This is a genomic window from Thiobacillus sp. SCUT-2, assembly GCF_035621355.1.
In the GTDB taxonomy this organism is placed as follows: Bacteria; Pseudomonadota; Gammaproteobacteria; order Burkholderiales; family Thiobacillaceae; genus Thiobacillus; species Thiobacillus sedimenti.
In genome coordinates, this window is sequence record NZ_CP141769.1 from 967,470 (window position 1) to 979,548 (window position 12,079).

Annotated in this window: 15 protein-coding genes and 1 other RNA gene; 7 read left to right on the top strand and 9 right to left on the bottom strand. The window is 70.3% G+C overall.

Annotated features, from left to right (window positions below; genetic code table 11):
• Positions 1-33 precede the first annotated feature (33 nt).
• The 3 genes from VA613_RS04695 to VA613_RS04705 all read right to left on the bottom strand — a co-directional run bounded on the left by VA613_RS04695 (position 34) and on the right by VA613_RS04705 (position 2,978).
• Entirely contained in the window at positions 34-2,091 is a 2,058-nt protein-coding gene (locus VA613_RS04695) for a ferrous iron transporter B (RefSeq protein WP_324780701.1), read from the bottom strand.
• A 64-nt stretch (positions 2,092-2,155) separates the two neighbouring features.
• On the bottom strand, positions 2,156-2,536 hold the full coding sequence (locus VA613_RS04700) for an Hsp20/alpha crystallin family protein (RefSeq protein ID WP_324780702.1): 381 nt from the start codon (positions 2,534-2,536) through the stop codon (positions 2,156-2,158).
• A 10-nt stretch (positions 2,537-2,546) separates the two neighbouring features.
• Positions 2,547-2,978 carry an Hsp20/alpha crystallin family protein gene (locus VA613_RS04705; protein WP_324780703.1) on the bottom strand — a complete coding sequence of 144 codons (432 nt, stop codon included), beginning with the start codon at positions 2,976-2,978 and terminating at the stop codon, positions 2,547-2,549.
• 157 nt (positions 2,979-3,135) lie between these two features.
• Between VA613_RS04705 and VA613_RS04710 the strand changes: the two genes are divergently transcribed.
• From VA613_RS04710 to modC, 6 genes are all read left to right on the top strand, one after another.
• A complete protein-coding gene (locus tag VA613_RS04710) occupies positions 3,136-4,086 on the top strand; it encodes a DnaJ C-terminal domain-containing protein (RefSeq protein ID WP_324780704.1) in 951 nt (316 codons plus the stop codon).
• Positions 4,087-4,088: 2 nt separating this feature from the next.
• Complete coding sequence (locus VA613_RS04715; protein WP_324780705.1) at positions 4,089-4,397, top strand: chaperone modulator CbpM; 309 nt, start codon at positions 4,089-4,091, stop codon at positions 4,395-4,397.
• A gap of 95 nt (positions 4,398-4,492) precedes the next feature.
• Positions 4,493-5,287, top strand: coding sequence for a TOBE domain-containing protein (locus VA613_RS04720; protein ID WP_324780706.1), 795 nt, complete (start codon positions 4,493-4,495; stop codon positions 5,285-5,287).
• An 11-nt stretch (positions 5,288-5,298) separates the two neighbouring features.
• Positions 5,299-6,048 (top strand): molybdate ABC transporter substrate-binding protein, encoded by a 750-nt coding sequence (gene modA / locus VA613_RS04725; protein ID WP_324780707.1) that lies wholly within the window; start codon positions 5,299-5,301, stop codon positions 6,046-6,048.
• A 7-nt stretch (positions 6,049-6,055) separates the two neighbouring features.
• Positions 6,056-6,721 carry a molybdate ABC transporter permease subunit gene (gene modB, locus VA613_RS04730; RefSeq protein ID WP_324780708.1) on the top strand — a complete coding sequence of 222 codons (666 nt, stop codon included), beginning with the start codon at positions 6,056-6,058 and terminating at the stop codon, positions 6,719-6,721.
• Positions 6,718-7,791: a molybdenum ABC transporter ATP-binding protein gene (gene modC / locus VA613_RS04735; protein WP_324780709.1), complete on the top strand. Its 1,074-nt coding sequence runs from the start codon at positions 6,718-6,720 to the stop codon at positions 7,789-7,791. The genes modB and modC overlap by 4 nt, the downstream gene beginning before the upstream one ends.
• 7 nt (positions 7,792-7,798) lie before the next feature.
• On the opposite strand, the gene VA613_RS04740 is transcribed toward modC, so the two are convergent.
• The 6 genes from VA613_RS04740 to VA613_RS04765 all read right to left on the bottom strand — a co-directional run bounded on the left by VA613_RS04740 (position 7,799) and on the right by VA613_RS04765 (position 11,916).
• Positions 7,799-8,275, bottom strand: coding sequence for a HugZ family pyridoxamine 5'-phosphate oxidase (locus VA613_RS04740; protein WP_324780710.1), 477 nt, complete (start codon positions 8,273-8,275; stop codon positions 7,799-7,801).
• A 124-nt stretch (positions 8,276-8,399) separates the two neighbouring features.
• Positions 8,400-8,767: a transfer-messenger RNA gene (gene ssrA / locus VA613_RS04745) on the bottom strand.
• Positions 8,768-8,851: 84 nt separating this feature from the next.
• Positions 8,852-9,235: a SirB2 family protein gene (locus VA613_RS04750; RefSeq protein ID WP_324780711.1), complete on the bottom strand. Its 384-nt coding sequence runs from the start codon at positions 9,233-9,235 to the stop codon at positions 8,852-8,854.
• Between the two features lie 2 nt (positions 9,236-9,237).
• Complete coding sequence (locus tag VA613_RS04755) at positions 9,238-9,903, bottom strand: HAD-IA family hydrolase (RefSeq protein ID WP_324780712.1); 666 nt, start codon at positions 9,901-9,903, stop codon at positions 9,238-9,240.
• A complete protein-coding gene (ubiG, locus tag VA613_RS04760) occupies positions 9,893-10,594 on the bottom strand; it encodes a bifunctional 2-polyprenyl-6-hydroxyphenol methylase/3-demethylubiquinol 3-O-methyltransferase UbiG (protein ID WP_324780713.1) in 702 nt (233 codons plus the stop codon). The genes VA613_RS04755 and ubiG overlap by 11 nt, the downstream gene beginning before the upstream one ends.
• An 8-nt stretch (positions 10,595-10,602) precedes the next feature.
• Positions 10,603-11,916 (bottom strand): TRZ/ATZ family hydrolase, encoded by a 1,314-nt coding sequence (locus VA613_RS04765; protein ID WP_324780714.1) that lies wholly within the window; start codon positions 11,914-11,916, stop codon positions 10,603-10,605.
• Between VA613_RS04765 and VA613_RS04770 the strand changes: the two genes are divergently transcribed.
• Positions 11,915-12,061, top strand: coding sequence for a hypothetical protein (locus VA613_RS04770; protein ID WP_324780715.1), 147 nt, complete (start codon positions 11,915-11,917; stop codon positions 12,059-12,061). The two genes, VA613_RS04765 and VA613_RS04770, sit on opposite strands and share 2 nt — an antisense overlap.
• The last annotated feature ends 18 nt before the right edge of the window (positions 12,062-12,079 follow it).

Genomic DNA, 12,079 nt, shown 5'->3' on the forward strand with positions numbered 1-12,079 from the left:
GGCGCGATCGGGGCGGGCGTCAACGCCGGTCGGCTACAGTGCCCACGTCGCCAGCTCCATCACGGCCCGCACGACGCCGGCGGCCGCCAGCGCCACGCCGATCGAGAGCGCGACCGAGTAGAGCGCGTCGCGCCGGCCGAGCAGCTTCAGCATCATGGCGAAGGTCGACACGCAGGGCACGTAGAAGGTCAGGAACACGAGGAAGGTGGCGATCTGGGTGGCATCGAGCACGCCGCCGAGCTCCTGCGTGCCCAGCGCCTGGAAGACCATCAGCAGCGACAGTTCCTTGCGCAGCACGCCGAACAGGATCGGCACGCCCAGCGCAATGGGCAGCCCCAGCCACCAGGCCGTCACCGGCGTGAGTGCCAGGTCGATCCAGCGGTCGGCACCGTAATGGCCCAGCAGCGCCAGCACCACGCTGCCGGCCACCAGCAGCGGCAGCACGATGGTGACGATGTCGCGGCTGCGCTCCCAGGTGTTGGCGAGCAGCGCGTGCAGCGTGGGCACCGCGTACGGCGGGATCTCCTGGATCATGCCGGGCGTGGTCTCGGGATAGCGCCGCCTCAGGAGCTTGCCGACCAGGCTGACGACGATGGGCGCCAGCATGAAGAGCGCGAACACGCCGAAGCCGCCCAGGTACTTGCCGCCGACCGCCAGCAGGATCGCCGAGCGTGCCGAGCAGGGGAGGAAGGTGATGAGGAGCGAAGCGACGGTGCGGTCGCGGCCGTGGGTGACCGCGGCGGTCGCCGCCAGCGCCGGCACGTTGCAGCCCAGGCCCATCAGGAAGGGCAGCGCCACGCCGCCGTGCAGCCCGAGCCGGTGGAAGCCGCGGTCGACCACGAAGGCGACGCGGTGCATGATCCCCGACTCCTCCAGCCAGACCAGCAGCAGCACCAGCGGGATCATGTAGGGGATGACGATGCCGGCGAGGCCGACGAAGCCGTCGAACACGGCGCGCGCGAGCACGCCCGCGAGGCTGGTCGGGTGCCACGGCTCGGCCCACGCGACCAGGCGCGCGACGGTGAGGCTGTCGAGCATCGCGCTGACCTCGAACACGAACAGCAGCACGAGGGCGAAGACGGCGAGCGTGCCGACGAAGCCCCAGCGCGGATGCAGGAACAGGTCGTCCGCCCAGCGCTGCCAGCGCGGCGGGGCCCCCTCCTGGCCGGGACGGCTCACCGTCTCGTACAGCATCGCCGCGCGGTGATGGCGGTCGGCGTGGATTTCCTCCGCCAGCGGCCGCGGCAGCGCGGCCCCGGCCGCGGCGCGCGCGGCGAGCAGGGCGGCGTGCTGCTCCGGGAAATGCGCCTGCAGTTCCTGCGCGAAGTAGCCGTCGTTCTCGGCCAGCTGCATCGTCAGCATGGCTTCCGGCACGTCGAACGCCGCGGCCACCGCCGGCTGCCGGGCGATGGCGGCGATGGGCCGCAGCTGCGCCTCGATATGGGCGCTGGGCGAAGGCGTCGGGCGCTGCGCATGCGCCGAGCGCGCCTCGCGCGCGGTGCGCACCACCGTCGAGAACAGGTCGGCGAGGCCGATGCCCATGTGGGCGACGGTCGGCACCACCGCCACGCCCAGCTTCGTCGCCAGCGCACGCACGTTGAGGAAGCGTCGCCGGCTGCGCGCCTCGTCCATGCGGTTGAGCGCGACGACCATCGGGCGCCCCAGCTGCATCAGTTCGAGGGCGAGTTCGATGTCGCGTTCGAGCGAGGTGGCGTCCATCACCAGCAGCAGGACGTCGGGCGCGGCGAACGCGCTCTCGGGCTGGTGCGCCTCGTGGCGCGCGATGGCGGGCCAGCGGTCGCCCCACAGCAGGTACTTGAGCGTGATGCAGCCGTCGGGATCGAGGTCGTGCAGGCCGTCGATGGCGGGCAGGGCGACCAGGGAGATCTGGTCGATCCCCACCTCGACGAGGCTCTCCTCGTAGGCGGGGCCGACGCCGGCGAGGCGTTCGTGGTGCGTGGCGGTGCTCGCGGCCGCGCGGAAGATGCTGCGCTTGCCGCTTCCGGGACGCCCGACGATCGCCACGCGCGGCCGCCGCGCCCCGCGCAGTCCCGGACCGTGGAGGGGGAAGGCGTGCGCGGGCGAAGTCATGGGGCCAAGTGTCTCACATCGGCGCCGCTTTTCGACGCGCGGGGCGCCGTCCCGCCTGCGTGTCTCAGGCGACCTTCACGTCGATCCGGCGCGGCTGCGCGTGTTCGGCCTTGGGGATGCGCAGCTTCAGCACGCCCTGGTTGAATTCGGCGCTGACCTTGTCGGCGTCGAGTTCCTTGGACAGGGTGAAGACGCGGCGGTAGCGCGGCAGGCTCACCTCGGCGTGCGAGGCTTCCATGCCTTCCGGCACGTCGAGGACGACCTCGCCCTCGATGGTGAGCGTCTCGGCCTCGATCTGCAGGCTGAGGCGGTCCTTGGGGACGCCCGGCAGGTCGGCGTAGAGCGTGATGCCGCCGGCATCCTCGACGACGTCGACGGGCGGCAGCAGGGCGGCTTCCGGACGCGGGCTGTCGGTGCGCTTCTCGGGGGTGGCGTGTGCGTTCATGCGTTCCTCCTTACTGAATGGCGATGCGGCGGGGCTGCGCGGCTTCCTTGCGGGCGATGCCGATGTGCAGCACGCCGTCGCGGTAGCTGGCCCTGGCGGCGTTGGCATCGACGTCGTCCGGCAGCGTCACGACGCGGCGGAAGCGGCCGGCGTAGCGTTCGTCGATGTGCACCGAAGCCTTCTCGGGGACGGCCTCCGGCTTGCGCTCGCCGGCGATCGTGAGCACGCCCTTCTCGATCTGCACCTCGAGGCTGGCGGGGTCGATGCCGGGGGCGAACGCGTAGACGTCGACCGACTTCGGCGTGCCGCCGACGTTCAGCGCGGGAAAACCGCGGGTGAGTCCGCGGATGCTGGGGGAAATGTCGAACGCCTGCTGCATTTCGCGCTGCAGGCGGTCCAGGTCCGCGAACATTTCGCGGGGAAACAGCGAGCGGTAAAGCATGGTCGTGATCTCCTTTTCGGATGGGTCGGGCCGCGCATGCGCCCCTGTCGTCGAATCTTGGGATGAGCGTGTAATGTTCAAGTACTTGAAAGCGTCGCGCCCGCCCGCACCTGCGTCGCGACAACTGCCGTTCACACGCCCCGAGCAAGGATTGCGCATGGAATTCAAGGACTATTACCAGACGCTCGGCGTGGCCCGTGACGCCACCGCCGACGACATCAAGAAGGCCTTCCGCAAGCTCGCGCGCAAGTACCATCCGGACATCTCCAGGGAGGCCGACGCGGAGGCGCGCATGAAGGAGGTCAACGAGGCGTATGCCGTGCTGTCCGACCCCGAGAAGCGCGCCGCCTACGACCAGGTCGGCCAGGGCTACCGGCCGGGCCAGGAGTTCCGCCCGCCGCCCGATTGGGACGCCGGCTTCGAGTTCTCCGGCCATGGCTACTCGCCGCACGAAGCGGCGGATTTCTCGGACTTCTTCGCCGAGCTGTTCGGCCGCATGGGCGGCGCGCGCGGGGGCGGATTCCACGCCCGGGGCGGGGCATACGCGGCGCGCGGCGAGGATCACCATGCGCGCGTCCAGCTCGACATCGAGGATGCCTTCACCGGCGCGACGCGCCAGATCACGCTGCGCGCGCCGGAGACGGACGCCCGCGGGCACGTGACGCTGCGCGCGCGGACCCTGAACGTGAAGGTGCCGAAGGGCGTGCGCGAGGGCCAGGTGATCCGGCTGGCGGGGCAGGGCGCATCCGGCGCCGGCGGCGCGCCGGCCGGCGACCTGCTGCTGGAAGTCCACTTCAGGCCGCATCCGCGCCTGCGCGCCGAGGGGCGCGACCTTCGCTTGACGTTGCCGGTGGCACCGTGGGAAGCGGCGCTGGGCGCAGTGGTGGCCGTCGACCTGCCCGGCGGCGCGGTCAAGGTGCGCATTCCCGAAGGGGCGCAGAGCGGCCGGCAACTTCGCGTGCGCGGCAAGGGCATCCCCGGCGAGCCGCCCGGCGACCTCCTGCTCAGCATCGAGGTCGTGCTGCCGCCGGCCGACACGCCGCGCGCACGGGCGCTCTACGAGACCATGGCACGCGAACTGGCCTTCGATCCGCGCGGGAGGGGCTGAACATGATCGAACACGACGTCCTCATCGGCAGCCTGATGGAAGACTCCTGGCTGACCCTGGAACAGGTGGCCGCCGCCTGCGTGGTGGAGCCGGACTGGCTGCTGCGGCACATCGAGGCCGGCCTTTTTCCGCACGCCGAGAGCGTGGCAGGGGTGTGGCGCTTTTCCGGCGAGGCGCTGCTGCGCGCGCGCCGCATGCGCCAGCTGGAGCGGGACTTCGACGCCGTCCCGGAACTTGCCGCGCTGGTGGCCGACCTGCTCGACGAAATGGATCGCCTGCGGGCGCGGTTGCGGGGGCTCGGCGCGGACTGAGCGCCGCGGGCCGTGACCGCGGGCACGGGCTTATTTTTTCGCCAATCGTTATGTAGTATTGGGTAATAACGCGCCCTCCCCACCCCGACAAGCCGATGAAGCCCGCCGCCGACCGACCGAAAGCCGCACCGCTCCGCATCGAGCGCGGCCGCCGCTGGGACCACCTCGACCTGCTCGCGCGCATCGACGCCAGCGGCTCGATCTCGGCCGCGGCGCAGGCCATGGGCATGAGCTACAAGGCGGCCTGGCAGGCGGTCGAGGCGATGAACAACCTGTCGGAGCAGCCGCTGGTCGAGCGCCAGGCCGGCGGCCAGCGGGGCTGCGGCACGCGCCTCACGGAATACGGCCGGCGCGTCGTCGCCGCCTGCCAGGGCCTGGAGCAGGAACGCCAGCGGGTGCTGGCGCAGCTCGACCGCGTGAGCGGCGATTTCGACGCGTACTACCGCGTCATCAGGCGATTCGACTTGCAGACGAGTGCGCGCAACCAGTTCCTCGGCCGGGTGCAATCGGTGAAGAAGGGCGCCGTCAACGCCGAGGTCCTCCTCGACATCGGCGGCGGCGATGCGCTCGTCGCCATCATCACCAACGACAGCGTCGACCACCTCGCGCTCGGCCCCGGCGTCGAGGCCTACGCGCTCGTCAAGGCGCCGTGGGTCATCCTCACCACCGACGACGGACTCAGGACCAGCGCGCGCAACCGCCTGTGCGGCGTCGTCGTGCGCTGCCAGGAAGGCGCGGTCAACGCCGAGGTCGTCGTCGAGCTGCCCGGCGGCAAGCTCGTCACCGCGATCGTCACGAACGACAGCGTCCGTTCCCTCGGCCTCGAAGCCGGCGCGCGCGCCTGCGCCCTGATCAAGGCCTCGCACATCATCCTCGCCGTCGCGCCGTGAAAGGAGCTCGCGTGAAAACCGTACGAAGTGCCGTCCTCGCCGCCCTCTGCCTGCTCGCCCTGCGCGCCGAAGCCGGCGAGGTGCGCGTCGCCGTCGCCGCCAATTTCGCCGCGCCGATGAAGGAGATCGCGGCGATGTTCCAGGCCGATACCGGCCACACCGTGCAGGCGAGCTTCGGCTCGACCGGCAAGTTCTACGCGCAGATCAGGAACGGCGCGCCGTACGACGTCTTCCTCGCGGCCGACGACGAGACGCCGCGCCGCCTCGGCAGCGAGGGCTACGCCGAGGCGGCGAGCGAATTCACCTACGCCCAGGGCACGCTCGTGCTGTGGAGCCGGAACCCCGGCACCGTCGACGCCAGGGGCGAGGTCCTGAAGGGCCGCTTCGGCAAGCTTGCGATCGCCAACCCCAGGCTCGCCCCCTACGGACGCGCCGCGCAGGAAGCGCTGCAGAAGCTGGGCCTGTGGGACGCCGTTCAAAATCGCCTCGTGATGGGCGAGAACATCGGCCAGACCCTGCAGTTCGTCGCCACCGGCGCCGCCGACCTCGGCTTCGTCGCGCTGTCGCAGACGCTGAAGGACGGCAAGCCGGCCGGCGGCTCGTCCTCGGTCGTGCCGCAGGCCCTCTACGCCCCGATCCGCCAGGACGCGGTCGTCCTGGCGAAGCCGCAGGACAAGGCCGCCGCCGACGCCTTCGTCGCCTACCTCAAGGGGAAGAAAGCGCACGGCGTGATCCGGTCCTACGGCTACGCGCTGCCCTGAGCCCGCCATGAGCCCCGAAGACCTGCAGGCCATCTGGCTCACGCTCAGGCTGGCCGCGATCACCACGGCGATCCTGCTCGTCATCGCCACGCCGCTGGCGTGGTGGCTGGCGCACACCCGTTCGTTCTGGAAGGGACCCGTGGGCGCGCTGGTCAACTTGCCGCTGGTGCTGCCGCCCACCGTGCTCGGCTTCTACCTGCTGCTGTGGATGGGGCCCGACGGTCCGATCGGGCACCTGACCGACGCGCTCGGTTTCGGGCGCTTGCCGTTCACGTTCTGGGGGATCGTGGTCGGCTCGGTGCTGTTCTCGCTGCCGTTCGCGGTGCAGCCGATCCAGAATGCCTTCGAGGCGATCGGCACGCGTCCGCTGGAAGCGGCCGCCACGCTGCGCGCCGGCTTCGTCGACCGCTTCTTCAGCGTCGCCGTGCCGCTTGCCCGCCCCGGTTTCCTGACCGCCGTCGTGCTCGCATTCGCCCACACCGTCGGCGAATTCGGCGTGGTGCTGATGCTGGGCGGCAATATCCCGGGCGAGACGCTGGTCGCGTCGGTCGCCATCTACAACCGCGTCGAGGCGCTCGAATACGGTCCCGCCCAGGCGCTCGCCGCCACCATGGTCGCGTTCTCGTTCGTGACGCTGCTGAGCCTCAACTGGCTGGGGCGGAAGCGCGCATGAGCATCCGCGCCGAATTCCGCCTCGGGCGCGGCGAGTTCACGCTCGACGTCGCGCTCGATTTGCCGGGGCGTGGCGTCACCGCGCTGTTCGGCCCGTCCGGTTCGGGCAAGACCACGTTGCTGCGCCTGATCGCCGGCCTCGACCGCGCGCCGGGCCGCCTCGAAGTGAACGGCGAGGCGTGGCAGGACGACGCGAACAAGGTGTTCCTGCCCACCCACCGGCGCGCGCTCGGCTACGTGTTCCAGGACGCCAACCTGTTTCCGCACCTGAGCGCGCGGCGCAACCTCGAGTACGGCATGAAGCGCGTGCCGCCCGCGGCGCGGCGCGTCGACGTCGAGCGCGCCGTCGCGCTGCTCGGCATCGGTCACCTGCTCGAACGCAAGCCGGACCGCCTGTCGGGCGGCGAGCGCCAGCGCGTCGCCATCGCCCGCGCGCTCGCCACCAGTCCGCGCGTGCTGCTGATGGACGAACCGCTCGCGGCGCTCGACCACGCGCGCAAGCAGGAAATCCTGCCTTACCTCGAGCGCCTGCACGACGAGCTGGAGATTCCCATCCTCTACGTCAGCCACGCGCCCGACGAGGTCGCCCGGCTGGCCGACCACATCGTCGCGATCGAGGACGGCCGCGTCGCCGCGCAAGGCCCGCTCGGGGAAACCCTGGCGCGCCTCGACCTGCCGATCCGCCTCGGCGAGGATGCGGGCGTCGTGCTGGAGGGGACGATCGCCGAAATCGACGGCATCTGGCACCTCGCGCGCGTCGCCACCGCCGGCGGCGACCTGTGGGTGCGCGACAGCGGCCTGCCCGTCGGCCGGCGCGTGCGCGTGCGCATCCTCGCGCGCGACATCAGCCTTGCCCTCGAAGCGCACGGCGACAGCAGCATCCTCAACCTGCTGCCGGCGACCGTCGCCCAGATCGCCGACGATGCCCACCCCGCGCTCGCGCTCGTCCGGCTCGACGCCGGCGGCGCGCCGCTCGTCGCCCGCATCACGCGGCGCTCGGCGGCGAAGCTCGAACTGCACCCGGGGCAGGCGGTGTGGGCGCAGATCAAGGCCGTGGCGCTGATCGGCTGAGCACGCCTCAGCGGTCGCTCAGCACGTCGGCGAACGTTTGCGGCGACAGCGTCCGCGCCTGCGCGAACCCGCCGACGAAGCGGATCGAATCGGGCCTGATGACGAACAGCGAAAAGTCGGCGAAGCCGAACAGGTCCTCGCTCTGCGGAAAGCGGGCTAGGTAGGCGGCCTTGGCCACCGCGTGGTCTTCGGTTCCGCCTGCGTATTGTGCTGCGCGGCCCAGCACCGTGATCCGCGCCAGCGCCTGGGCGGGAACGTCGGGCGAGCGCGGCGCGACGACCAGCAGGCTGACCTGCGGGCTCGCCAGCATGTCCTGGGTGTGGGCCGCGAGCTTGCTGACGTGGATCACGAAGCCCGAGACGTCGGGCAGCATCGCGAAGGGCACCATCGACACGTACGGCTGGCCTGCATGCAGGGTGCCCAGCGCGGCGACCTCCTGGGTTCGCAGCAGGTCGCGGAGCGTCTGGGCGTGGGCGGGATTCATCGGTGGCGTGTAAATGGTGTCGAGCGATGTGAGCCGCGCCGGTCCGCCTTCGGAGACCGGACGTGAAAATGGCCATGATCCTTGAAGAATCATGGCCATTCGTGGACCACCAGGGATCGAAATCTGGTGGAGCCGGCGGGAATCGAACCCGCGTCCGCAAGCCCTCTACAGTAAGTTCTACATACTTAGTCCGGTGATTTGGGTTTTAACCCGGTGCGCGCCCGCCGAACAGGCTCGCCTCAGGCGAGTGGCCTTGATTTAACGCCGGCCCAAGCCACCCGGGACGGCGCGATCCTGCTGAAGTGACTCTGCTGCCGGTTTTACCCGGCCCAGCCCGCAGGCTGACTGGTGCAGAGTCTGGCGCAATTAAGCGGCCAGAGCGTAGTTTTCGTCGTTGGCGACTATTACTTTTTCGGTTGGATTTACGAGGTCATCCGACCCTCGGTATGCCCTTATCTGCTTTGCGACCCACGTCGAAGCCAGGTCGGCCCCATGTGTTGCTGCAGCAAGTGTACCGCATAGAGGACGCCCGCGCGGGAAAGTTCCGGCGTCAGGGGAAATTTGTGCAGCCGGGCTTCAGTGCCGGAACGGGAAGGGGTCGTGGGCGAGGGCCACCGCGACGATATAGCCGAACACCAGCAGGGCGCCGATCCAGGCGGCGACGCGCACGCCCTTGGTCCGGCCGCGCTTGAGGGCGACGGTGCCGAGCACGATGTAGGCGAGCAGCCCGAAGAACTTGGCCGTGAGCCAGCCGTCGACGAGGGGGTACTGGCCCAGCATGACGGCGAGCCCGAGCCCGCTGGCAAGCAGCAGGGTGTCGTTGACGTGCGGGACGACGCGCACCCAGCGCGCCTGCAGCCGTGCGGATCCGGTCATCATCCAGACGCCGCGCAGGACGAACAGCGTCAGCGTGATGCCGATCGTCGTGAGGTGGACGTGCTTGACGAGGCTGTAGGGCATGCTCAGGCGGCGAGGTAGGCGAGGGTGTCGAGCGGGTGGCGGATTTCCGCGTGGGCGCCCCAGGTATGCGGCGCGTCGTCGGCATCGAGATAGCCCCAGGCGGCGACCAGGGCGGGCATGGCGGCGGCGGTGGCGGCCTGGATGTCGCGCTCGGCGTCGCCCAGGTACAGGCACTGCGACGGCGCCGCGCCGCACAGCTCGGCGGCGACCAGCATGGGCGCCGGGTGCGGCTTGGGCTGCGGGCAGGTGTCGCCGGAGACGATGCAGGCCGCGCGCTCGGCGAGGTCGAGGATGGACAGGAGCGGCTCGGTGAAGCGCGCCGGCTTGTTGGTGACCACGCCCCATTTCAGGCCGCGCGTCTCGAGCGCGTCGAGCAGGTCGAGGATGCCGGGAAAGGGCTTCGAATGGCGGCAGATGTTGGCGGCATAGAGTTCGAGGAACTCCTCGCGCATCGCCGGAAAGCGCGCGTCGTCCGGATGCAGGCCGAAGCCGAGGCCGAGCAGGCCGCGCGCGCCGTGCGAGGCCTGCGGGCGGATGACTTCGTCGGCGAGCGGCGCCAGGCCGTGGCGCGTGCGCTGCAGGTTGAGTGCGTGGCCAAGGTCGGGGGCAGTGTCGATCAGGGTGCCGTCGAGATCGAACAGCACCGCGCGGATGGTCTCAAGTCTCACTTTTGCGGGTCGCCAGCAGGTAGTTGACGTCGGTGTCCGCCTCCAGCCTGTACACCTTGGTCAGCGGGTTGTAGGTCATGCCGGTCAGTTCCTCGGTGTCGAGCCCGGCCTCGCGCGCCATGCGGGCGAGTTCGGCCGGCTGGATGAACTTGGCGTAGTCGTGGGTGCCGCGCGGCAGCAGCTTGAGGACGTACTCGGCGCCGATGATGGCGAACAGATAGCTCTTGGCGTTGCGGTTGAGCGTCGAGAAGAACACCCGGCCGCCCGGCTTGACCAGCTTCGCACAGGCCGCGACGACCGAGGCCGGGTCCGGCACGTGCTCGAGCATCTCCATGCAGGTGACGACGTCGAATTCGCCGGCGTGCTGCGCGGCGTAGTCCTCGGCGGAGATCAACTGGTAGTCGACCTGCTTGCCCGATTCGTACAGATGCAGCTTGGCGACCTTGAGCGCCTTCTCCGACAGGTCGATGCCGCTGACCGTGGCGCCGGCGCCGGCCATCGCCTCGGCGAGGATGCCGCCGCCGCAGCCGACGTCGAGCACCTTCCTGCCGGCGAGCGGCGCGAGCTTGTCGATCCACTTCAGGCGCAGCGGATTGATCTCGTGCAGCGGCCGGAACTCGGAGTTCGGATCCCACCAGCGGTGGGCGAGTTCGGAAAACTTGGCGATTTCGGCGGCGTCGACGTTGCTCATGGCGGGCCTCAGGTGGAAAGTTTGCCGCGCCAGTAGGCGGCGCGGGCGGTCAGGTCGTCGATGTCGAGATGGACCAGACGGCGTTCATTGAGTTTCAGCTGGCCGTCGACCCAGACGTGGGTGACGTGCTCGCGTCCCGCAACGTAAACCAGGTGCGAGACGGGGTCAAACAGCGGCTGGGCGGCGAGCGGGCGCAGGTCGACCGCGACGAGGTCGGCACGCTTGCCCGGCGCGATGCTGCCGATATGGTCGTCGAGGTTGAGCGCGCGGGCGGCATCGAGCGTCGCCATCCGCAGGGCCGCGGCGGCGGGCAGCGCGGCGGCGTCGCCGCTGATGCCCTTGGCAAGCAGGGCGGCCAGGCGCATTTCGGCGAACAGGTCGAGGCGGTTGTTGCTGGCCGCGCCGTCGGTGCCGAGGCCGACGTTGACGCCGGCGCGGACCAGATCGGCGATCGGCGCGAGGCCGGAGGCGAGCTTCAGGTTGGACGCCGGGCAGTGCGCGACGTGGCAGCCGTGCGCGGCGAGCGATTCGATCTCGGCCTCGTTGACGTGCACCGCGTGCACCCCGATGAAGTTCGGCCCCAGCAGCCCCAGCCGCGCCAGCCGCTCCAGCGGCCGCACGCCATGCTGGGCGAGACTGTCCTGGATTTCGCCGGCCGTTTCGTGGACGTGGGTGTGGATCGGCAGGCCCAGCTGCTCGGCCAGCGTATTGATGCGGGTGAAGGTGGCGTCGCCGATGGTGTAGGGCGCATGGGGCGCGAAGGCGAAGGACAGCAGCGGCTCCTCCTTCAGTTCGTCGCGCACGGCGAGGCCCTTCGTCAGGTAGTCGTCGGCGTCCGCGGCATAGGCGCTGGGAAATTCGAGGACGATCATGCCCAGCGTGGCGCGCATGCCTGCCTGCAGGAAGGCTTCGCCCGCGGCCTGCGGGTGGAAGTACATGTCGTTGCAGGCGGTGATGCCGCCGGACAGCATCTCGGCGGCGGCGAGCAGCGTGCCGTCGAATACGAAGGCCTCCGAGACGTGCTGCTTCTCCGCCGGCCAGATGCGGTCCCGCAACCAGGACATCAGCGGAAGGTCGTCGGCGAAGCCGCGCAGCAGCGACATGGCGGCGTGGCCGTGCAGGTTCACCAGCCCCGGTATCAGCGCGTGCCCCGGCAGGGTGACGGTCTGCGCGGCGGCGTAGCGGGCCCGCGCCGCGTCGGCCGGCAGCACGTCGAGAATGCGGCCGTCGCGCACCGCGACGGCATGGTCGGTCAGCGCCCCCTCGGCTTCGACGGGCACCACCCAGCGTGGCAGGAGGAGGAGATCGGCGGGGGCGTTCATGGTGGCCCGCATTCTCACTGTTTGGGCCGCGCTTGGCAAAGGCCGCCGCGTCACGGCGCCGCCATCGGCGCGCGGCGTGCGGCAATTTGCCGCATTTTTCGCCGCGCCGGCCGATGCTAGCATCGCTCAAAAGATGCATTGCTGATACCTGAATAATAAAGGG